Consider the following 19,130-nt stretch of genomic DNA (forward strand, 5'->3'; position numbering starts at 1 on the left):
CATTTGCTCCGAATAAGCCGCGGACGGAAACGCTGAGGAAACAGCGGCCCCTATTGCATCTCCCCTCGAACCACGTTCATTCGACGGAGGAGAACACCCATGCGAGGACCAGTCCTCAGCGCGATGGCCCTGGCGCTCACCCTGACCCTGGCCGCCTGCGGCTCCGGCGACGGCGGCGGCGGCTCCGACGTGGCGTCGGTGTCCGGCACCGGCACCCAGGCCGCGGCCAGCGCGAAGCCCAGCGAGGACCCGCACGAGCGCGGTCTCAAATTCGCCCAGTGCATGCGCGAGAACGGCGTCGACGTCCCCGACCCCGAGCCCGGCAAGGGCATCATGATGAAGTTCGACGGCAGCGTTCCGAGGGAGAAGGTCGAGGCGGCCCAGCAGGCGTGCAAGCAGTACGCGCCGATGATGGGCGGGCAGGGCGGCAAGGTCGACCCCCAGAGGGCCGAGGCACTGCGCAAGGTCGCCCAGTGCATGCGTGACAACGGCGTCGAGTCCTACCCCGACCCCGAGGGCGGCATGGTGCGCATCAACGCCGAGGTCGGCGAGGACCCCGATTTCAAGTCCGCCCAGCAGAAGTGCGAGAAGGAGCTCTCTGAGGCGGGCATGGGAGGCATGTGATGGGGATGGCCACCATCGACGGGAAGGCGGAGCCCGGCTCCCCGCCCTCCCGGCCGGGCCGCCGGCGCGGCCGGGGCAAGGTGGTCGCCGGGCTGCTGATCGTGCTGGTCGCCGCGGGCGGCGGGTTCGTGGCGATCAACAGCGCCGGCCTGCTGAAGGGCGGCGCCGAGCCCACGCAGTCGGCCAGCGCCCTGCCCCCCGCCACCACCCCGGTGACCAGGCAGACCCTGAACGACACCAGGGACGCCGACGGCGAGCTCGGCTACGGCCCCGTGACCACGGCGGTGAGCAGGAAGCCCGGCACGATCACCTGGCTGCCCGACAGCGGCGCCCAGATCACCCGCGGCCGGTCGCTGTACCGGGTGGACAACCAGCCGGTCATGCTCCTGTACGGCGACACGCCCGCCTACCGCGACCTCAAGGCCGGCATGGAGGGCAAGGACGTGGAGAACCTGGAGCGCAACCTCAAGAAGCTCGGCTACGACGGCTTCACGGTCGACGACGAGTACACCTACGACACCGCCGAGGCCGTCAAGGAGTGGCAGGAGGATCGCGGCCTGGACGAGACGGGCGTGGTAGAGCTGGGCCGGGTCGTCTTCGCCCCCGGCAAGGTACGGGTGGAGAGCCTGGAGTCCGAGGAGGGCCAGCCGGCCGCCCCCGGGCAGAAGGTCCTGACCTATACGGGCACGTCCAAGGTGATCACGGTCGAGCTGGAGGCCGAGGACCAGCGGATGGCCAAGAAGGGCGCCAAGGTCCAGGTCACGCTGCCGGACGGCAAGAACGTACGGGGCAAGGTCACCGAGGTGGCCACGGTCGTCAAGCCGGGCGAGGGCCAGAACTCCGAGCCGGAGACCCGGGTCGAGGCCCTCGTCTCGATCGGCGACTCCAAGTCCGCCAAGGGGCTGGACAAGGCGGCGGTGGACGTGACGTTCACGGCCTCCCAGCGCAAGAACGTGCTGACCGTGCCGGTCGCGGCGCTGGTGGCGCTGCGGGAGGGCGGCTACGGCCTGGAGGTCGTCGAAGGGGGCGGGTCCCGCTACATCAAGGTCGAGACGGGGCTGTTCGCCGGGGGACGGGTCGAGGTCAGCGGTGACGGGCTCACCGAGGGCATGACCGTGGGGATGCCGAAATGACGTACCCCATGATCGCGCTGACGGACGTCTCCAGGACGTACCCCGGCGGGGTGGCGGCGCTGCGGTCGGTGTCGTTGCGCATCGAGCACGGCGAGCTGGCCGCCATCGTCGGGCCGTCCGGCTCGGGCAAGTCGACGATGCTCAACGTCGTCGGCACCCTCGACCGGCCCACGTCCGGGACCATCCACATTGACGGGTACGACGTCTCCAAGCTCTCCGACAACCAGCTGTCGGCGCTGCGGGCCACCACGATCGGGTTCGTGTTCCAGTCGTTCCACCTCGCCGCGAAGGTCCCGGCGCTGGACAACGTGGCAGACGGACTCGTCTACACCGGCCTGAGCAGGCCGGAGCGGCGCCGTCGCGCGGCCAAGGCGCTCGAACGCGTGGGGCTCGGGCACCGGATGGACCACGAGCCGCACGAGCTGTCCGGCGGCGAGCGGCAGCGCGTGGCCATCGCCAGGGCGGTGGCGGGCGACCCGCCGCTGCTCCTGGCCGACGAACCGACCGGGGCCCTGGACTCGGTTTCGGGTACGGGGGTGATGGAGCTGCTGCACGAGCTGAACGCGGGCGGCACCACCATCGTGATCATCACGCACGACCGGGAGATCGCCGCCAGCCTGCCCAGACAGGTACGGATGCGCGACGGCCGGATCATCTCCGATACCGCGCGGGTCCCGCTGGAGGCGGTGTGATGGCCGTCATGGAAGCGGCCCGGCCGAAGCTGTCCCCGGCCAGGATGCGGCCCCGCGACGTCATGCGTGTCGGGGCCGTCGGCCTGCGCACGCGGCCGCTGCGGGCCTTCCTGTCGGCGCTCGGCATCGCCATCGGCATCGCGGCCATGGTCAGCGTGGTCGGGCTCTCGTCCTCGTCGGGCGCCGAGCTCGACCGTACGCTCTCCGCGCTCGGCACCAACCTGCTCACGGTCTCGTCCGGCACCACGCTCATGGGCGAGGCCGCGCAGATGCCGAAGGACGCGGAGGCGATGATCGAACGGATCGGCCCCGTCCAGGCGGTCTCGTCGATCGGGCGCATCAGCGAGGCCAAGGTCTACCGCTCGGAGGAGATCCCCGAGGCCCAGACCGGCGGCATGACCACGTACGCGGCCCGCCTCGACCTGCCCGCCACCGTCGGCGCGACGCTGCGGAGCGGGACCTGGCTCAACGCCGCCACCGAACGCTACCCGGCCGCCGTGCTCGGCTCCTCCGCGGCCCAGCGGCTCGGCGTGGGCTCGATCGGGCCCGACACGCAGGTCGTGATTGGCGGCGTCCGCTTCGCGGTCGTCGGGGTCATGAACCCGGTGGCGCTCGCCACCGAGCTGGACAGCGGCGTCCTGGTGGGCTGGCCGGTGGCGGAGTCGAGGCTGGGCTTCGACGGGCACCCGACCGCGCTCTACACCCGCTCGGAGGAGTCCAAGCTGGAGGCCGTCCGCGAGGTGCTGGCCGGCACCGCCAACCCGGAGGCGCCCAACGAGGTGGACGTCTCCCGTCCGTCCGACGCCCTGGCCGCCAAGCAGGCGACCAGCCAGGCGTTCGCCAACCTCCTGCTGGGGGTGGGGGCGGTGGCCCTGCTCGTGGGCGGGGTGGGGGTGGCCAACACGATGGTCATCTCGGTGCTGGAACGCCGCGCCGAAATCGGCCTCCGCCGCTCGCTCGGGGCCACCCGGGGGCAGATCCGCACCCAGTTCCTGGCGGAGTCGCTGCTGCTGTCGGCTCTGGGCGGGGGAGGGGGGATCCTCCTGGGGACGGGGGTCACGATGGGGTACGCGCTGTACAGCGGGTGGCCCTCCGTGGTCCCGGCCTGGGCCACCGTAGGCGGCCTCGCCGCCACCCTCGCCATCGGCGCCGCCGCCGGCCTCTATCCCGCCATCCGCGCCTCCCGCCTCTCCCCGACCGAGGCCCTGTCCACCCCGTGACACCTCCCGGCGGCCGGCCCACCGTCGTCCCGGGACCCACGCCGCCATGGGGCCCGGCACTACGGCCATGCGGTTGCGGTTGCGGTGGTGTGCAGGCGCCTGCGGGGATGCGGGCGCGTGCGGCGACGCGGGCGGGTGGTGGGGTCAGTCGGTTGCGTAGCAGGTGGTCTTGCCGATGACCCGGACACCGGGCTTGTCGCCCGAGAGCACGGTCAGTTCGAACGTCAGCCGCGTCTCAGGATTGCGCAGTACGGAAACGTCCTGATCCCCATCCCGCAGGTCCAGGTCGTCGACCACCTTGGCGTACCCCATCGCCTGGAGCCGATCCAGCAGCCCCTCGGAGGCGGAGGCGAGGTCGCTCTCGGCGCGGAAGTACCGCCGCACCTGCCCCGGCACGCACGAGTCGGCGTCAACCGGCGACCCGGGCGAGAGCCGGAGGCCGACTGAGCTGAGCAGGGCGCCGCCGTCGGAGTCGAGCTGCCGGGCGGCGTCTTCGAGAGTGGGCAGCTCGGTGGCCGCCGTGCAGGCCGTCATCGCCGCGACGCAGAAGAGCACCGCGGATAAGCCGTGACGGCAGGCGCGCACGATCGGACCATATCGGAGATCGCCCGGGGCCACCCGGAAAAGGCCGAAAACAGAATGATCACTTATGCCGGCGGAGCCGGGCGCGCAGTCCCAGGTCGTCCACGCAGGTGCCGAGGCCGAGCGCCACGCACTCCAGCGGCCGTTCCGCCCGCCGTACCGGCATGCCCAGGGACTCTCGCAGCCGCTGCGCGAGCCCCGCGAGCAGCGCGCCGCCCCCCACCAGCACCGCGCCACGTTCCCCGAGGTCGGCGGTCAGTTCGGCGGGGCAGCGCTGGACGGTCTCCATCGCCGCCCACACGATGGACTCGATCGCCGGACCGGCCGCCTCCCGGATCCGTTCCACGGGCAGCCGCACATCGTGCTCGTGGCCGGTCTCCGGGTCCCGGGCGCGTACGGTCACGTGGCGGTGCGACGGGTTCCCGTCGGCGCCGGCGTGGTGTTTGGCCGCCTCGGCCTCCCGTTCGTCGAGGGTGCGGCCGTGCTCGTGTTCGACCAGGCGGGCGATGGCCCGGTCCACGGCCCGGCCGCCGTTCGGGACCGCCGTCGTGGCCACGGCCTCCCCGCCGGACAGCACGGCGATCCGGGCGGAGTCGCGCCCGATGTCGATCACCATGCCTCCCACGTAGTCGCGGACCGGCAGGCCCGCGCCGAGCGCCGCCGCGAGCGAGTGCGGGATCAGCCGGACCTGCCTGGCCTCCGCCTCGTACGCCACGTCGCGCAGCGTGGCGCGCTCGATCGGCGTGGAGTCGTCCGGCAGCGCCATGACCAGGCGCGGCCTGGCGAGCGGGCGTCGCCGGTGCACCTTGCCCAGGAAGTGCCTGACCATCCGCCGGGTGAGCTCGCCGTCGGCCGGCAGGCCGCCGCTGACCGGCCAGCACGTCTCGTCGCCCGTCGCGTCCGCGCCGTACCCGATGACCTTGCCGGTACGGCCGTCGATCGTCACCGCGGAGGGTTCGTCGAGCACGATGCCCTTGCCCCTGACGTAGATCCGGGTGCGGGCGCCCCCGAGGTCCATCGCCAGGTCGCGGCCTAGGAGACTCATGACAGGACTGCGGACGTGGCGATCGTGGCAGGCATGCGGGGTCTATTTCCTGGGCCGTTCCAACCCAACACCAGGAACGGAGTGGTTCCCCTTTACCTGAGGCCCCTGAGGGCGGCCAGGGTCTCCTCGGCCCACTCGATGCCGGTGCGGACCTGGGCCACCCCGAGCCGCAGCGCGTAGCGGCCGGAGCCGTCGCCGGGCTGGCAGTCCAGGACCACCAGCCGGGCCTCGTAACCGGCCTTGATCCGCTCGACCACCGCGATCGCCTCTTCCGTGGACAGCAGCGGCAGCAGGAACGCCTGCAGCGCGGTCTCGTTGCGTACGACGAAGACCGGCTCGTGCTCCACCAGCCACGTGTGCAGCTCCCGCGCCCCCTCGGGGGTGATCGTGTAGATCTTGCGGCCCCTCGCGCCCTCCGACGAGGCCGCCACCAGGCCGTCGGCCGCCATCTTCACCAGCTCGGGATAGATCTGCGTGTGCCCGGCCTGCCAGACGTGGTTGAGCGAGTGCTCGAACTTCTTGGCCAGGTCATACCCGCTCGCCGGGCCCACGGCCTCGAGCAGCCCGAGAAGCGCGATCCGAAGGGACATGCGCGCCAGCATATCGAAGACTTGACATGTCAGAACTTACATATCACTCTTCACATGTGAATGATGACATAAAGCCTCAAGGGCTCCTCTTGCTCGCGGTGCTCGGTGGGATGTTCCTGGCGATGCTCGACCAGACGATCGTCGGCACCGCGTTACCGCGGATCACCGCCGAGCTGGGCGGCACCACGCTCTACGTCTGGGTGGTGACGGCGTACCTGCTCACCTCGACGGTGACGGTGCCGCTCTACGGCCGCCTGTCCGACCAGCACGGGCGCAAGCCGCTGCTGCTGATCGGGATGGTGGTGTTCGTGGCCGGGTCGGCGTTGTGCGGGGCGGCGCAGGACATGCCGCAGCTCATCGCCTTCCGCGCGCTGCAGGGCCTCGGCGCGGGCGCGCTGCTGCCGCTGTCGATGGCGTTGGTGATGGAGATGTTCCCGCCGGGTACGAACGGCGCCCGCGTGCAGGGCGCGCTCGGCGGCGTGATGGGGCTGACGTACCTGGCCGGGCCGTTCCTGGGAGGGTTGTTCACCGACCACGCGACCTGGCGGTGGGCCTTCTACGTGAACGTGCCGCTCGGGCTCGTGCTGATCGCGATCGTCGCGCGCCGCCTGCCGAACCGGCCGGGCGTGGGCGGCGGCGGGCGCCCCGACTACGCGGGCATCGCGGTCTTCACCGTGGCCATCAGCGCGCTGCTGCTGGGCCTGACGGAGAAGGGCCTGGACGGCCACACCTGGACCGACGCCGCCGTGGCCGGGCCGATCGTGCTCGCGGCCGCGTTGCTGGCGGTGTTCGTGCTGGTCGAGAGGCGGGCGGGCAGCCCGATCATGCCCATGCACCTGTTCGGCAACCGCACCTACACGCTCGTGAACGCCACGTCGTTCTTCACGGCCTTCTGCATGTACGCCGGCGTGGTGTTCCTGCCGCGCTACTTCCAGGAATCCCTCGGCGTCAGCGCCACCGAGTCGGGGCTGAGGATCTACCCGATGACGCTGGCCATGGTCGTGGGCAGCGTCATCATGGGCGCGCTCATGTCCAGGACGAGGGTCTACAAGCCGTGGCTGGTCGCCTCCCCGTTCCTGCTGGTCGCGGGCGCCCTGCTCTGCCTGAACCTGACCGCGCACACCGACGGCCTGCTGCTGGCCGGCTGGATGCTGCTGATCGGGCTGGGCATGGGCCCGATGCTGTCCGGCCTGACCGTGGCCTCCCAGCAGTCCGTCGAGCCGCAGTACATCGGCATCGCCTCGGCGAACCTGACCTTCTTCCGCCAGATCGGCGGCTCGGTGGCGCTGGCCGTCGGCGGCACCCTCTACACCTCGACGGTCACCGCGGACGCGCCCGCGCACGGCCTGGCCGCGGCGCACGCCTCCGCCGCGGCGGCGGTCATCCCGTCGCTGGGGGTGGCCGGTGCGCTGCTCGCCCTGGTGGCGCTGGTGGCCATGCCGGCCAGGCGGCTGGAGGTGCCCGCCACGCCGCAGAGCAGAGTTGAGGCCAGTTTCGCGTCATAAGCGGCGTCGTGCGAAGCTGTGATAGTCCCCAACACCATGGAGGTCCTCATGGCGGATACACCGGAGTCGGAAGTCAGCGAGACTCCCGAGGACGAGATGAAGCGCAAGTTCCGCGAGGCGCTGGAGCGCAAGCGCGGCCAGCACGCGGGCTCAGGCGCGGGTGGCAAGGGCGGCGACCCATCGAAGATCCACGGGACGCACGGTCCGGCTGCGAGTAAAAGATCGTTCAGGCGCAAGAGCGGCGGCTGAGGCCGGAAATTTCAAGGGGGTGCGGCAACGCCGTGCCCCCTTTCTCTATGCCCGGGGGCAGGTAGATCTTTACACCAATTCATGACGAACTGTTTGTGTTTGTCCGGAATACGTGGTTAGAGTGATGCCCACTTACCAGCCGGTGGCGTGGACCTTACCAAGAGGGGACCAGCCGGCTGGCGCCGAATCCCGATCACTCGGGAGCCGGGGACCCACCTCCCTGGGGTGAATCCGACCGCGTGTCGGTAGGGCATCTCCACGTCCGAACCCGTCAGCTAACCCGGTAGGCGAGATGGAGAGGACGTATGCATATCTTGAATGATCACGTAGAACATCCACACAGCGTGATGACGACCGCCCTCTGAGCGGTCCCTTTCTCAGGCTCGTTTCGCGCTCCGCGTAGCTTTCCCCCTGTCAGGTGCTTTGCCCTGCTACGCCCTTTTTCAAGCGAGCGCAACCTCCCTGCCCCCTCGCGAAGGACTTTACTTTTCCATGTCTGCACGTTTTGGCCTGCGTACCCTCGCTCTGCTCACCGCCTCCACCGTCGGCGCGCTCACCATCGCCGGCACCGCGGCCCACGCCGACTCCAACACGGACGAGAAGGTCCTGCTCAAGGGCTCGACCACCGCTTCGTACTTCTGGGACGACGCCTCCGGCCGCGCCGGGGACACCGGTCTGCCCGCCAGCGGCAAGCCCATGCAGAAAGGTTTGGCCGCCAGCCCGAGCTGGCCGCTCATGACCGAGGGCTACGTGATCCACGACGGCAAGAAACTGCCCTTCTTCGTCGGCGACCGCGGCCCGGGTGTGCCCTCCAACAACGGGGTCATGCTCGACCTGGACGGCAAGACGTTCGCGGAGCTGACCGGCGGCACGTTCAACATGGAGACGCTCGGCGTCGACGGCGTCGGCGGCCAGGGGCACATCAAGGTCGACTACGTCATCACCAAGTGGGGCAACGGTCCCGGCAAGAAGAACTACCCGGTCCCGTTCTCGACCGGCGCCTGGTCCGAGCACGACGACAACCCGGCCGAGCCCCCGGTGGGCGCCGCGGCCGTGCCGCCCGCGCCGGAGGCGGGGGAGTGGAGCGCCGGCACCGGCGCCGTCGTGGCCAGCGCCGTGGCCGCGGTGGGCGGCGGCGTGGCGCTCGCCAGCGACCGCGTCCGCAATCTCCTCAAGGGCTGAACTTTACGGACGTGGACCAGAATGTCATTCTGGTCCACGTGACCACCCGCGTAGCCGCGAACGGCATCGAAATCGCCTACGAGAGCTTCGGCTCGCACGAAGGACGCCCCCTGCTCCTCATCATGGGGCTCGGCGCGCAGCTCATCCACTGGGATGAAGGGCTCTGCCAGCTGCTGGCGGACCAGGGACACCACGTCATACGGTTCGACAACCGCGACGCCGGACTGTCCACGCACTTCCACGACCAGGGCGTTCCCGCGATGGGGGCGCCCTCGCCGTATCTGCTGGACGACCTGGCCGACGACGCGGCGGGACTCATGGACGCGCTGGGCTGGCCGGCCGCCCACGTGGTCGGGGCGTCGATGGGCGGCATGATCGCCCAGGCCCTGGCCATCCGCCACCCCGACCGGGTGCTGACCCTGACCTCGATCATGTCCACTCCCGGCCCCTCGGTGGCCCCGCCCACCGAGGCCGCGCTCGCCGCCCTCATGGCCACGCCCCCCGCCGACCGCGAAGCGGTCCTGGCACAGGCGTTGCGGACCTGGTCGGTCATCGGCTCGCCCGGATACGAGCTGGACCACGACCGGATCACCCTGCTGGCCGGACTCGCGTTCGACCGCTGCTTCGATCCCGGGGGGACGGCCCGGCAGCTCGCCGCCATCATGGCCTCGGGCGACCGCACGCTCGGGTTGGCCGGGGTGCGGGTGCCCACGCTGGTGCTGCACGGAGAGGCGGACCAGCTCGTCCCGGTCGCGGGCGGCCACGCCACGGCCGCGGCCGTCCCGGGCGCCCGGCTGGTGACCTACCCGGGCATGGGCCACGACCTGCCGCGCGCGCTCTGGCCGTCCGTCGTGGCCGAGATCGCCAAGCTCACCTCCGCCTAGCCGAAGTGGGCACGGGTCTCCGAGAACGCCTGGTCCGTGCCCTCCAGCGCCCTGGCCACGTCGGCCTCCGTGTGCGCGGCCGACATGAACCAGTTGTGCCACGGATGCAGGTAGACCCCGTGCCGCAGGCAGGCGTCGCTCCACCACATCGCGACGGAGAGATCGGCGTCCCCGTCGAAGCTGAGCCACGGGATCGTCACGGGCCCCGTCTGGTTCACCACGAACCCATGGGACTTGGCCTGCGCGTAGAGCCCCTCGCGGAGCTGCGTGCCCGCGCGCTCCATGGCGCCGATGCCGTCGGTGTCGCGCAGCGTCTCGATGGTCGCCTTGGCCGCCGCCATGGCGACCGCCGAGAACCAGAACGACCCCGTCGAGTACAGCGTCTGCGCCGGTCCGCGCAGCGCGTCCGTGCCGGTGACGGCGGCGATCGGGTAGCCGTTCGCCATGGCCTTCGACCAGGCGGTCAGGTCGGGCCGCACCCCGTACGGCTCCCAGGACCCCCGCAGGTCGACCCGGAACCCGGCCCGCACGTCGTCGATCACCAGCGCGGCCCCGAGCCGGTCGGCCAGGGCGCGGGCGCCGCGCGCGAAGGCGGGCTCCACCAGCTCCTGGTCCTCGAACGAGTCGTGCTTGAACGGCGTCACGATGATCGCCGCCACGTCGCCCTCCACGGTCGCCGCCGCGGCCTCCAGCGACTCCAGCGAGTTGTAGGTGAACTCCACCAGGTCGGCCCGCTCGTTGGGCGTCGTGCCCGCCAGGGAGGGCGTGCACCAGGGGTCCGCCCCGTGGTAGGCGCCGTGCGCCATCAGGACCTTGGTCCGGCCGGTGGCGGCGCGGGCGACCATGAGCGCCTGCGTGGTGGCGTCGGTGCCGTTCTTGGAGAACATCGCCCAGTCGGCGCTGGGCACGGTGTCCACCAGCAGTTCGGCCAGCTCCACCATGATCGAGCCGGGGCCGTTGAGGCAGTCGCCGAGCGCGGCCTGCCGGGCGGCGGCCTCCTCCACGCGCGGGTGGCGGTGGCCGAGCACGACCGGGCCCCAGCTGCACATGAAGTCGATGTACTCGCGCCCGTCGACGTCCCACTGGCGGCAGCCCTCGCCGCGTTCGAAGAACTGCGGGAAGCCGGGGGCGAAGAGGGCGGCGTTGAGGTGCCCGTACATGCCGCCGGGGAGGACCTTCAGTGCGCGCTGACGGAGTTCTGCGTCGGTCATCCGAGAGTCCTTAGAGTCGAGTCGAGATCGATGAGGCCGGCGTCCGAGCCGAGCCCCGTGGCGACGCGGGCGGCGGCGGCCGTGCCCCAGCGGGCGGCGGTCAGCACGTCCTGCCCGTGCAGGAGGCCCGTCAGGAACCCCGCGCAGTACGCGTCCCCGCAGCCGGTCGTGTCCGCGACGTCCACCTTGAGCGCGGGCACCGGCTCCGCACCCTCCGGAGTGACCACCAGGCTGCCCGCGGCCCCCAGCGTGACGAGCACCCCGCGCGGCCCGTCGGCCAGCAGGGTCCGCGCGGCCTCGCCGACGTCGGAGGCGCCGGTCATGAGGAGGGCCTGCGACTCGTTCGGCAGCACGTAGTCCACGTGCGGCAGGAAAGCGCGGGCCATTCCCAATAAGTCGGGCATCTCCGAAAGGAGGTCCATGGTGATGATGGTGCCGGACGCGCGTACCTCGTCCAGGAGGGCGAAGAACGCCGGGTCCCCGAGGCCGAAGGTGACGTCCATCCCGCCCAGGTGGATCGCCCGCACGCCGCGCAGCACCTCGGGGTCGAGGTCCGCGTACGTCACGCTGAGGTTCGCCCCCGGCACGTGGAAGCTGGGCCGCCCGCCGTCGGGCCTGATGGGCAGGATCGACGCGGCCGTCTGCTCGCCCGCCCTGCGCACGAGGCGCGAGACGTCGACGCCGCGCTTGGTGAGCACCGCCACCAGGAAGTCGCCCAGCTCGTCGTCGCCGGCGGCTCCCATGGTGACCACGGAGTTGCCCAGCTTGACCAGGTCGACGGCGGTCCCGGCGGCGGCGCCGGCGGCGGTGAGGCGGATCTGCTCCACCAGTACGGTGTCCTGGCCCTCGGGGATGTGGTCGATGGGCCTGGCGAGAATGTCGACGATGTGGACGCCGACGGTGGCGACGGTCATAGTCTAAATAGACAGACGTCCGAATAAAAAGTCAATGGAGGAGCCGATGCCCAAGATCGTCGATCACGACGAGCGCCGGCGCGAGGTCCTGTCAGCCGCCCGCCGGGTGATCGTCAGGGACGGCATCGACGCCGCCACCACGCGGGCCATCGCCAAGGAGGCCGGATACTCCAACGGCGTGCTCGCCCACTACTTCGCCGACAAGGACGAGATCCTGCTGTCGGCGCTGCGCCAGTCGCACCAGCGCATCCGCGACCGGCTGACCCGCAAGGTCGAGGGCGCGAGCGGGCTGGCCGCGCTGCGCGAGCTGCTGCTGGACAACCTGCCGCTGGACGCCGAGCGCACCCAGGAGTCGCGCCTGGAGGTCAGCTTCTGGAGCCGCAGCCTGGCCTCGGAGCGCCTGGCCGAGGTCCAGCGCACGGAGGCGGACGAGCTGCGCGCCGCCGTACGCGACCTGCTGGCGCAGGCGCGCGCGGCCGGCGAGCTGCGCACCGACGACAACCTGGACGACCTGACCGAGCACCTGCTCGCCCTGGTCGACGGCCTCAGCCTGCACCTGCTCCTCTACCCGGGCCGGCTCAGGCGCGTCGACGTCGAGCGCCTCATGCTCCAGGCGCTCGATCGCCTGTGACACCCATTGCTGGAATTCGGACGACCGACTAAATTGCCGGGCATGAGCCTGCGCGAGCAGTTGTGCGAGTACGGCCGGCGCGCGGTCGAGCTCGGCCTGGTCATCGGCACGTCCGGCAACCTGAGCGTGCGCGAGGGGGATCTGGTCGCGGTCACCCCCTCGGGCGTGGCGCTCGACCGGCTGACCCCGGAGATCTGCCCGGTCGTGGACGTCGAGGGCTACCTCGTCGAGGGCGACCTGCAGCCGTCCAGCGAGACCCCCATGCACCTGGCCGTCTACGCGGCCACGGACGCCCGGGCCATCGTGCACACGCACTCGGTGTTCGGCACGATCGTGGCCACCACGATGACCGAGCTGCCGCCCGTGCACTACAACGCGCTGCTGCTCGGCGGGGTGGTCAAGGTGGCCGAGTACGCCACGTACGGCACGCCCGAGCTGGCCGCCAACGTCCGGGCCGCGATGGAGGGCAAGAAGGCCGCCCTGATGGCCAACCACGGCGGGGTGACCGTCGGGGCGACGCTGGAGGAGGCGTTCGAGGCCACCCGGCTGCTGGAGTGGCTGTGCGAGGTGTACGTCCGGGGGCTCAGCGTGGGCAAGCCGGCCATCCTCACGAACGAGCAGCTCAACGCGGTGATCGAGCGCGCGCTGAACCCCCCGGCGTTCCCTCGCCGCCTATGAGAGCGCGGCCTGCTCCGCCAGGCCCAGCGGCAGCCCGCCCGACCCGGCGATCCGGTCGTGGAACTCCTTCAGCGACCCCTGGAACGACTCCCGGATGCGGTCGATCTCGATCGCGCCCGTGAGGTAGGAGGGCGCCTGCGTGGGCCACGCGCAGTAGCGGTTCACCTCGCCCTGAGCGGTGCCCGGCGACAGCGACGCCTTGGTCGCCATGAACGTCTCCGCCTCCTCGATCGACATGTCCTCGCAGTGCAAAGCGGTGTCCACGACGATCCTGGCGGCGCGGAAGATCCGGCAGTCCAGGTGGGCCAGCTCGGTGGCGGGGGTGTCGAAGTAGCCCTGCTCGTGCAGGAGCTTCTCCACGTACAGGGCCCAGCCCTCGGTGAAGTACGGGGTGCGGAAGACCTTCCTGACGGTACGGGGATTGCCCGCCATGTACGACAGGTGCCAGTGATGCCCCGGGTAGGCCTCGTGCACGGCGATCGAGGGCATCTGGGCCCGCGAGTTCGTCCGCAGGCGCTGGCGTACCTGCTCGGGGGTGAAGTCGTCGGGCGTGTAGGGAACGAAGAAGACGCCCCTGCGCGAGGCGCTCAGCGGGGGCGGCGCCAGGTAGTGGGCGACGGACAGCACGGGACGGGTGTACTCGGCGGACGGGAGCACGTCGCACTCCTCGCCGCCGGCGAACGTGACGAGGTCCCGCTCCCGCACGAACTCCCTGGCCCGCTGGGTCTCGGCCGCGTACTCGGCCCGCATGTCGGCCAGGGTCGGCGGATGGTCGTCCATGAGGGACTCCATCGCCGCCCGCCAGTCCTCGCCGCCGTTGACCCGCAGCGCCACCTGGCGCATCCGCGCGTCCAGCTCGGCCCAGGCGGCCTTGCCCTTCTCGTGCAGCTCGGCGGCTCCGTAGCCGAGCATCTCGCGTTCGCGCAGCAGCGTGGAGTAGAGCTTCTCGCCCATCCGCCAGGTGCCACCGCACTCGAAGCCCTCGAGGAAGGCGACCAGCTCGTCGAACGCCCGCGCGGCCGGCTCGGCGGCCTCGGCCAGCTTGGCGGCCAGGTCCGGGTCCTCGACCAGGGACGGGATCGTACGGGTGAGGAAGTTCCGGCCGGTACGGGCCTGGCCGAGCCCGCGCTTGACCAGCAGCGGGGCGGCCAGCTCGGGGTCGAGGTTGGCGCGGCAGGCGGCCAGCACGCCGGGCACCTCGGCCAGCCGGGAGAGGGCCGAGGACACCAGCTCGGGCTCCGGCTTGAGGCGCCGCTGGAACGGCGTGTACATGGAGGCGAAGATCGCGGACAGGTAGACGGCCGGGTCGCGCCGCCACTCGGGCCAGGAGGCGAGCGCGGTCGAGCCTCTCAGCTGGGAGAGGACCAGATCTCTGTCGATGGCGTCGTCGAGGGTGGCCGGCTGGAGCCCGGAGAGGCGGTCGAGCCAGCGGGCCTCTTCCCGCTCGCGGGCGGTCCAGGCGGAGGCGGTGAAGTCGCCGAGGGTGTGATCATAACCGTCGGCCCCCAATGAGCTGGCCACGACGGGACGGTCGGAAAAGTACCACTTGAGAAACTCGTCCACCGATGCACCATATCCTGTGGAAATGCCCCTGCAGATCACTGGCGCGCTAGGCGACCCTGACCTGATCCGCCTCCCCTGGGAGGTCCCCCTCCAAGACTGGCCGCAGTACCATCTCGTCGATCTGCCCCGGGGCATATCGCGGCACGTGGTGCGGTTCGCCCGGCTGTCCGGCAAGGTGTACGCGATCAAGGAGATCAGCGAACGGTACGCCAAGCGTGAATACCAGCTGCTGTGGGACCTGGCCCGCCTCGACGCGCCCTCCGTGGAGCCCGTCGCCTACGTCACCGGCCGCGAGGAAGGGCTGGACGCGGCGCTGATCACCCGGCACCTGCAGTTCTCGCTGCCCTACCGCGCCGTCATGTCGGGCACGCTGCGGCCCGACACGCTCACCCGCCTGCTGGACGCGCTGGCCGTGCTGTTGGTGCGGCTGCACCTGAACGGGTTCTACTGGGGCGACTGCTCGCTGTCCAACACGCTGTTCCGCAGGGACGCGGGGGCCTTCGCCGCGTACCTGGTGGACGCCGAGACCGGCGAGATGCACCCGATGATCAGCGAGGGGCAGCGGCTGGCCGACATCGACACCGCGCACACGAACATCTTCGGCGAGATGCTCGACCTGGAGGCCGGCGGGCTGCTGCATCCGTCCGTCGATCCCATGGAGACCGCCGAGGACATCGTCAACCGCTACCACCGCCTGTGGGACGAGATCACCCAGAGCGAGATCATCGAGGAGGTCGACTGGCACCGCGTCGAGCAGCGGATCCGCCGGCTGAACCTGCTCGGGTTCGACGTGGCCGAGATGATGGTGCGGCGCAAGGTCGGCACCGGGCGGCTCATCGTACGGCCCAAGGTCGTGGACGCCGGCCACCACCAGCGGCGGCTGCTCCGGCTGACCGGGCTCGACGTGGAGGAGAACCAGGCGCGGCGGCTGCTCAACGACCTCGACGGGTTCAGGGTGGCCAAGGGGCTGCGGCACGAGGACGAGGCCATCGTGGCGCACCGGTGGCTGGCGGAGGTGTTCCAGCCGACGGTCGACGCCATCCCCGCGGAGCTGCGCGGCAAGCTGGAGCCCGCGCAGCTCTTCCACGAGATACTCGACCACCGCTGGTACCTGTCCGAGGAGACGGGCTCGGACGTGGGGCTGGCGGCGGCCGTGAAGTCGTACGTGGACAAGGTGCTCGTCCACAAGCCCGACGAGAAGGCGCTGCTCCCGGAGGAGGCGGCTCAGTAAGCGGCGGCTCAGTAAGCGGCGGCTCAGTAAGCGGCGGCTCAGTAGGCGACGGTGATTCGCTTGCGCGGGTGGGCGCCGTTCTCCAGCTCGTCCGCGACGGCGACCGCGTAGTCCTCGGCCGAGATGAGGCTGCGGCCCTCGGCGTCGGCCAGCAGCGTGTCGCCGCCGATGCGGTAGACGCCGGTGCGATCGCCCGGCTCGATCTCCGCGGCCGGTGAGATGTACGTCCAGTCCAGGTCCTCGACCTCCCGGTAGAGGCCGAGGGCCGACCTCTGGGCCTTGGACTCCTTTTTGTAGATCTCCGGGAAGTCGGGCGTGTCGACCAGGTCCTGCCCCGGCGCGACCTGGAGGCTGCCGGCGCCGCCCACGACGATCAGCCTGCGTACGCCGGCCGCGCGCACGCCCTCGATGAGCGCGCGGTTGGCGTCCAGGAACGGGGGCTCGGGCTCGGTGCCGTCGCGGGGCGGGGCAATGGCGGAGACGACGGCGTCGTAGCCCTTGGCCAGGGTGGCGGCGTCGTGGACGTCACCCTTGACGGGGCCCTTGCGGCTGACGGCGGTCACCTGGTGGTTGCGATTCGTGAGTTCGGCGGCGATGCGCTGGCCGATCATGCCGGTCGCGCCAAAGAGCAGGATCTTCATGTGCGCAAGAGTATCCATTGGATACTGGTTACTTCATCGTGCTATAAGTACCTTATGGATACTGGCGATGTCTTCGACGCTAACTGTCCGACCCGGGTGGTTCTGGATCGGATTGGCGATAAATGGTCGGTGCTGGTACTCCTCAGTCTCTCCCGCGGCCCCATGCGCTTCACCGCCCTGCGGGGGCGGATCGGCGGGGTCACCCCCAAGGTGCTGACGCAGACGTTGCGGGCCATGGAGACGGACGGGCTGGTGACGCGGGAGGTGTTCGCGGAGGTGCCGCCGCGGGTGGAGTACGAGCTGACGCCCCTGGGGCGCTCACTGCACGAGCCGATCTCGGCGGTGGCGGCGTGGGCGGAGGACCACATAACCGAAATCCTCGCCCACCGCACCCAATCCGCCTGACCAGCACCCACCCCTCACCAGCGCTCGCCTGCACTCAGCGCTGCACTGCCCGCTCCTCACCACCCCGCCATCGCCGCTCACCACCACACCACTGCCACACTTCCGCCCCTGTCACGCCGTCACCCCTCACGCCGTCACCCCTCACGCCGTCACCCCTCACGCCGTCACCCCTCACGCCGTCACCCCTCACGCCGCCACACCTCATCTCGCCACCCGCGCACCCCTCAACCCGCCGCCCTTGCGCCGTCGGAGCGCCCGACCCCACGCGCCGTGCGCGTTGCGCCGAGTGCCGCCGTGCGCCTTCTCGCCGCACCGGCGCCGGAGAACGCCAGGCGGTGCGCACTCCTTCGCCCGTGCGGTGCGCTCGTCCGGCGGACCCATCTCAGGGATGCCCGTAGGCCGTGCTGCTCGTGCGCCGGGTCCCTCAGGGATGCCCGTAGGCCGTGCTCATCCGCCGCGCGCCCGTCAACGGCCGGCGTGCCCGTTCGTTGCACGCGGTTGCGGTCCGTCCTCGCATCGCTGCCCCTTCGTCGTTCGCGCCCGTGAGCCGGATCGCCCGTGAGCCGGATCGCCCGTGAGCCGGATCGCCCGTGAGCCGGCTCGCTCGCCCGGCCGAGGTGGCCGGTAATGGGGGCGGGATTCCGGACATGGGGTGAGTGGTGGTGAACCACACAGTGAGGAGAACGGATGGGAGTCGATCCCGAAAGCCGGTTCGAGGCGATCTACGAAGCGGCATACCCCCAGCTGCTCGGATACGCGTTACGCCGCTGCCCAGACCCGGACGACGCCGCCGACGTGGTGGCGGAGACGTTCATGGTCGCGTGGCGCCGGATGGAGCAGGTGCCCGAAGGCGACGAGGCGAGGTTGTGGCTCTTCGGGGTGGCCAGGAACGTGCTGGCGAACCAGCGGCGCGGTGAGCGGCGGCATGAGCAGCGCACCGCCGCCCTCCGCGAGCAGCTGGCCGCCTCGCCGCTCGTCGTCGAGTTGCCCGGCGACGACCTCTCGCAGATGGGCAAGGTGTTCCGGACCCTGTCCGAGGACGACCGGGAGTTGCTCGCCCTGGTCGCGTGGGAGCGGCTCGATCCGGGCCAGATCGCCAAGATCCTCGGCATCTCGCGCAACGCCGTGCGGGTCAGGCTCTTCCGGGCCAGAAAACGCTTCGCCAGGGGCCTGGCCGAGGCCGGGGTCGAGTACTCGAATGCCGTCGCGATCGAAGGGAGCAGCCTGTGAGCATCCGGAGGGAACAGCCCGTGAACATCGCCGAGCTCGCCCGCGTACGGGACGAGGATCTGGCCGGGGACCCGGTGGGGCAGGCGTCCGGTGCGGGGGCGCGGGCGCTGATGGAGTCGATCATGGCCGAGGAGCGGGTGCCGGTGCGAAGGCGTTCCCCGCGCAGAGGACGGTGGCTCGGGCTGGCCACGGTGGCGGTCGCGGCGTCCGTCGCGATCGTCGTCGGGGTGCCGTTCGGCGGCCCCGTCACCGAGTACGCCAACGCCGCCGTGTCGGTCAAGGCCGGCGACGACTACCTGGAAGTGGCGATCAACGACCCGGAGGCCGAGGCGGCGGAGTTCACGGAGGCGTTCCGGGCGGTCGGGCTGGACGCCGAGGTGAAGAAGGCGCCGGTGGCGCCGGAGGACGTGGGCAAGCTGGTCGGCCCGATCATGGACGGAGAGTTCCCGCCCGGCGCGGGCATGATGGGCAGTCGCAAGAAGCACTGTCCGTCCGCCTGGTGTGGCACGGTCTCCATCCCCGTCCACTACAAGGGCAAGGTCGTCTTCGGGATCGGCCGACCGGCCGCGCCGGGGGAGCCCTACGCCACACCGAGCATTGACGGCCGGAACATCGACGCGCCCGTAGACGGCTACAAGGCTCGAGGCAAGCGGGTCGGCGACGTCAGGGCCAACATGGAGCGGCTCGGGCTGAAGATCGACTATGTGGTGATATGGACCACCGGCCCCGACGGCAGCGGCGGCGGGTACCGCGTGGACGGCGCGCACATCAAGGACGACTGGACCGTCCAGAGCGCCCACAAGACGGCGTCCGACGCGGTCCGGGTGTTCGTCGATGCCGGTCCTGGCGTGCCGCCCGACTCGCTGCCCAAAGCCGCCGGCTCCTTTGAGACGTCCGAGTGGTGGAAGTAGTGAAACGGC

Annotated in this window: 21 protein-coding genes and 1 riboswitch; of the genes, 14 read left to right on the forward strand and 7 right to left on the reverse strand. The window is 70.9% G+C overall.

What is annotated here, in order from left to right; genetic code table 11:
• Positions 1-99: 99 nt before the first annotated feature.
• The 4 genes from ACFKCF_RS32690 to ACFKCF_RS32705 are packed head-to-tail and all read left to right on the forward strand — an operon-like array spanning position 100 to position 3,669.
• A complete protein-coding gene (locus tag ACFKCF_RS32690) occupies positions 100-624 on the forward strand; it encodes a hypothetical protein (RefSeq protein ID WP_394499124.1) in 525 nt (174 codons plus the stop codon).
• On the forward strand, positions 624-1,757 hold the full coding sequence (locus ACFKCF_RS32695) for an efflux RND transporter periplasmic adaptor subunit (RefSeq protein WP_394499125.1): 1,134 nt from the start codon (positions 624-626) through the stop codon (positions 1,755-1,757). The genes ACFKCF_RS32690 and ACFKCF_RS32695 overlap by 1 nt, the downstream gene beginning before the upstream one ends.
• Positions 1,754-2,449 carry an ABC transporter ATP-binding protein gene (locus ACFKCF_RS32700; protein ID WP_394499126.1) on the forward strand — a complete coding sequence of 232 codons (696 nt, stop codon included), beginning with the start codon at positions 1,754-1,756 and terminating at the stop codon, positions 2,447-2,449. Before ACFKCF_RS32695 ends, ACFKCF_RS32700 begins: the two co-directional genes overlap by 4 nt.
• On the forward strand, positions 2,449-3,669 hold the full coding sequence (locus ACFKCF_RS32705) for an ABC transporter permease (RefSeq protein ID WP_394499128.1): 1,221 nt from the start codon (positions 2,449-2,451) through the stop codon (positions 3,667-3,669). Before ACFKCF_RS32700 ends, ACFKCF_RS32705 begins: the two co-directional genes overlap by 1 nt.
• 144 nt (positions 3,670-3,813) lie before the next feature.
• Here ACFKCF_RS32705 and ACFKCF_RS32710 read toward each other — a convergent pair whose 3' ends face one another.
• The 3 genes from ACFKCF_RS32710 to ACFKCF_RS32720 form a co-directional block, all read right to left on the reverse strand.
• On the reverse strand, positions 3,814-4,254 hold the full coding sequence (locus ACFKCF_RS32710) for a hypothetical protein (RefSeq protein ID WP_394499129.1): 441 nt from the start codon (positions 4,252-4,254) through the stop codon (positions 3,814-3,816).
• Between the two features lie 58 nt (positions 4,255-4,312).
• Positions 4,313-5,296 carry a rod shape-determining protein gene (locus ACFKCF_RS32715; RefSeq protein WP_394499131.1) on the reverse strand — a complete coding sequence of 328 codons (984 nt, stop codon included), beginning with the start codon at positions 5,294-5,296 and terminating at the stop codon, positions 4,313-4,315.
• A gap of 92 nt (positions 5,297-5,388) precedes the next feature.
• Positions 5,389-5,886, reverse strand: coding sequence for a PadR family transcriptional regulator (locus ACFKCF_RS32720; RefSeq protein WP_394499133.1), 498 nt, complete (start codon positions 5,884-5,886; stop codon positions 5,389-5,391).
• Between the two features lie 56 nt (positions 5,887-5,942).
• Here ACFKCF_RS32720 and ACFKCF_RS32725 point away from each other — a divergent pair, with 56 nt between their 5' ends.
• The 4 genes from ACFKCF_RS32725 (at position 5,943) to ACFKCF_RS32740 (ending at position 9,706) form a co-directional block, all read left to right on the forward strand.
• On the forward strand, positions 5,943-7,391 hold the full coding sequence (locus ACFKCF_RS32725) for an MDR family MFS transporter (RefSeq protein ID WP_394499134.1): 1,449 nt from the start codon (positions 5,943-5,945) through the stop codon (positions 7,389-7,391).
• A gap of 48 nt (positions 7,392-7,439) precedes the next feature.
• Positions 7,440-7,640 (forward strand): DUF5302 domain-containing protein, encoded by a 201-nt coding sequence (locus ACFKCF_RS32730; RefSeq protein WP_394499135.1) that lies wholly within the window; start codon positions 7,440-7,442, stop codon positions 7,638-7,640.
• A gap of 170 nt (positions 7,641-7,810) precedes the next feature.
• Positions 7,811-7,945, forward strand: a riboswitch (cyclic di-AMP (ydaO/yuaA leader).
• Between the two features lie 187 nt (positions 7,946-8,132).
• Positions 8,133-8,822 carry a hypothetical protein gene (locus tag ACFKCF_RS32735; protein WP_394499136.1) on the forward strand — a complete coding sequence of 230 codons (690 nt, stop codon included), beginning with the start codon at positions 8,133-8,135 and terminating at the stop codon, positions 8,820-8,822.
• 38 nt (positions 8,823-8,860) lie between these two features.
• A complete protein-coding gene (locus ACFKCF_RS32740) occupies positions 8,861-9,706 on the forward strand; it encodes an alpha/beta fold hydrolase (RefSeq protein WP_394499138.1) in 846 nt (281 codons plus the stop codon).
• On the opposite strand, the gene ACFKCF_RS32745 is transcribed toward ACFKCF_RS32740, so the two are convergent.
• Positions 9,703-10,917 carry an aminotransferase class III-fold pyridoxal phosphate-dependent enzyme gene (locus tag ACFKCF_RS32745; protein WP_394499139.1) on the reverse strand — a complete coding sequence of 405 codons (1,215 nt, stop codon included), beginning with the start codon at positions 10,915-10,917 and terminating at the stop codon, positions 9,703-9,705. The two genes, ACFKCF_RS32740 and ACFKCF_RS32745, sit on opposite strands and share 4 nt — an antisense overlap.
• On the reverse strand, positions 10,914-11,831 hold the full coding sequence (locus ACFKCF_RS32750) for a carbohydrate kinase family protein (protein WP_394499140.1): 918 nt from the start codon (positions 11,829-11,831) through the stop codon (positions 10,914-10,916). Before ACFKCF_RS32750 ends, ACFKCF_RS32745 begins: the two co-directional genes overlap by 4 nt.
• A gap of 46 nt (positions 11,832-11,877) precedes the next feature.
• On the opposite strand from ACFKCF_RS32750, the gene ACFKCF_RS32755 reads away from it, so the two are divergent.
• Together ACFKCF_RS32755 and ACFKCF_RS32760 are read left to right on the forward strand one after the other, a co-directional pair.
• A complete protein-coding gene (locus ACFKCF_RS32755; protein WP_394499141.1) occupies positions 11,878-12,462 on the forward strand; it encodes a TetR/AcrR family transcriptional regulator in 585 nt (194 codons plus the stop codon).
• 42 nt (positions 12,463-12,504) lie between these two features.
• Positions 12,505-13,140: a class II aldolase/adducin family protein gene (locus tag ACFKCF_RS32760; RefSeq protein ID WP_394499142.1), complete on the forward strand. Its 636-nt coding sequence runs from the start codon at positions 12,505-12,507 to the stop codon at positions 13,138-13,140.
• On the opposite strand, the gene ACFKCF_RS32765 is transcribed toward ACFKCF_RS32760, so the two are convergent.
• Entirely contained in the window at positions 13,135-14,703 is a 1,569-nt protein-coding gene (locus ACFKCF_RS32765) for a DUF885 domain-containing protein (protein WP_394499143.1), read from the reverse strand. The two genes, ACFKCF_RS32760 and ACFKCF_RS32765, sit on opposite strands and share 6 nt — an antisense overlap.
• A 22-nt stretch (positions 14,704-14,725) precedes the next feature.
• Here ACFKCF_RS32765 and ACFKCF_RS32770 point away from each other — a divergent pair, with 22 nt between their 5' ends.
• On the forward strand, positions 14,726-15,934 hold the full coding sequence (locus ACFKCF_RS32770; RefSeq protein ID WP_394499144.1) for a DUF4032 domain-containing protein: 1,209 nt from the start codon (positions 14,726-14,728) through the stop codon (positions 15,932-15,934).
• Between the two features lie 38 nt (positions 15,935-15,972).
• On the opposite strand, the gene ACFKCF_RS32775 is transcribed toward ACFKCF_RS32770, so the two are convergent.
• Complete coding sequence (locus tag ACFKCF_RS32775; protein WP_394499145.1) at positions 15,973-16,575, reverse strand: NAD(P)-dependent oxidoreductase; 603 nt, start codon at positions 16,573-16,575, stop codon at positions 15,973-15,975.
• Between the two features lie 54 nt (positions 16,576-16,629).
• Between ACFKCF_RS32775 and ACFKCF_RS32780 the strand changes: the two genes are divergently transcribed.
• From ACFKCF_RS32780 to ACFKCF_RS32790, 3 genes are all read left to right on the forward strand, one after another.
• Positions 16,630-16,980 carry a winged helix-turn-helix transcriptional regulator gene (locus tag ACFKCF_RS32780; protein ID WP_394499146.1) on the forward strand — a complete coding sequence of 117 codons (351 nt, stop codon included), beginning with the start codon at positions 16,630-16,632 and terminating at the stop codon, positions 16,978-16,980.
• Positions 16,981-17,667: 687 nt separating this feature from the next.
• Positions 17,668-18,210 carry an RNA polymerase sigma factor gene (locus ACFKCF_RS32785; RefSeq protein WP_394499147.1) on the forward strand — a complete coding sequence of 181 codons (543 nt, stop codon included), beginning with the start codon at positions 17,668-17,670 and terminating at the stop codon, positions 18,208-18,210.
• Positions 18,207-19,121 (forward strand): hypothetical protein, encoded by a 915-nt coding sequence (locus tag ACFKCF_RS32790; protein WP_394499148.1) that lies wholly within the window; start codon positions 18,207-18,209, stop codon positions 19,119-19,121. The genes ACFKCF_RS32785 and ACFKCF_RS32790 overlap by 4 nt, the downstream gene beginning before the upstream one ends.
• Positions 19,122-19,130 lie beyond the last annotated feature (9 nt).

The organism is Nonomuraea sp. JJY05, from assembly GCF_043496855.1.
Classification (GTDB): domain Bacteria; phylum Actinomycetota; class Actinomycetes; order Streptosporangiales; family Streptosporangiaceae; genus Nonomuraea.

What these genes read in the sequence shown, in the direction of transcription:
- ACFKCF_RS32690 (WP_394499124.1), top strand. Translation starts at nt 100, where the DNA reads ATGCGAGGACCAGTCCTCAGCGCGATGGCCCTGGCGCTCACCCTGACC.
- ACFKCF_RS32695 (WP_394499125.1), top strand. Translation starts at nt 624, where the DNA reads ATGGGGATGGCCACCATCGACGGGAAGGCGGAGCCCGGCTCCCCGCCC.
- ACFKCF_RS32700 (WP_394499126.1), top strand. Translation starts at nt 1,754, where the DNA reads ATGACGTACCCCATGATCGCGCTGACGGACGTCTCCAGGACGTACCCC.
- ACFKCF_RS32705 (WP_394499128.1), top strand. Translation starts at nt 2,449, where the DNA reads ATGGCCGTCATGGAAGCGGCCCGGCCGAAGCTGTCCCCGGCCAGGATG.
- ACFKCF_RS32715 (WP_394499131.1), bottom strand. Translation starts at nt 5,296, where the DNA reads ATGAGTCTCCTAGGCCGCGACCTGGCGATGGACCTCGGGGGCGCCCGC.
- ACFKCF_RS32720 (WP_394499133.1), bottom strand. Translation starts at nt 5,886, where the DNA reads ATGTCCCTTCGGATCGCGCTTCTCGGGCTGCTCGAGGCCGTGGGCCCG.
- ACFKCF_RS32730 (WP_394499135.1), top strand. Translation starts at nt 7,440, where the DNA reads ATGGCGGATACACCGGAGTCGGAAGTCAGCGAGACTCCCGAGGACGAG.
- ACFKCF_RS32735 (WP_394499136.1), top strand. Translation starts at nt 8,133, where the DNA reads ATGTCTGCACGTTTTGGCCTGCGTACCCTCGCTCTGCTCACCGCCTCC.
- ACFKCF_RS32745 (WP_394499139.1), bottom strand. Translation starts at nt 10,917, where the DNA reads ATGACCGACGCAGAACTCCGTCAGCGCGCACTGAAGGTCCTCCCCGGC.
- ACFKCF_RS32750 (WP_394499140.1), bottom strand. Translation starts at nt 11,831, where the DNA reads ATGACCGTCGCCACCGTCGGCGTCCACATCGTCGACATTCTCGCCAGG.
- ACFKCF_RS32755 (WP_394499141.1), top strand. Translation starts at nt 11,878, where the DNA reads ATGCCCAAGATCGTCGATCACGACGAGCGCCGGCGCGAGGTCCTGTCA.
- ACFKCF_RS32760 (WP_394499142.1), top strand. Translation starts at nt 12,505, where the DNA reads ATGAGCCTGCGCGAGCAGTTGTGCGAGTACGGCCGGCGCGCGGTCGAG.
- ACFKCF_RS32770 (WP_394499144.1), top strand. Translation starts at nt 14,726, where the DNA reads ATGCCCCTGCAGATCACTGGCGCGCTAGGCGACCCTGACCTGATCCGC.
- ACFKCF_RS32775 (WP_394499145.1), bottom strand. Translation starts at nt 16,575, where the DNA reads ATGAAGATCCTGCTCTTTGGCGCGACCGGCATGATCGGCCAGCGCATC.
- ACFKCF_RS32780 (WP_394499146.1), top strand. Translation starts at nt 16,630, where the DNA reads ATGGATACTGGCGATGTCTTCGACGCTAACTGTCCGACCCGGGTGGTT.
- ACFKCF_RS32785 (WP_394499147.1), top strand. Translation starts at nt 17,668, where the DNA reads ATGGGAGTCGATCCCGAAAGCCGGTTCGAGGCGATCTACGAAGCGGCA.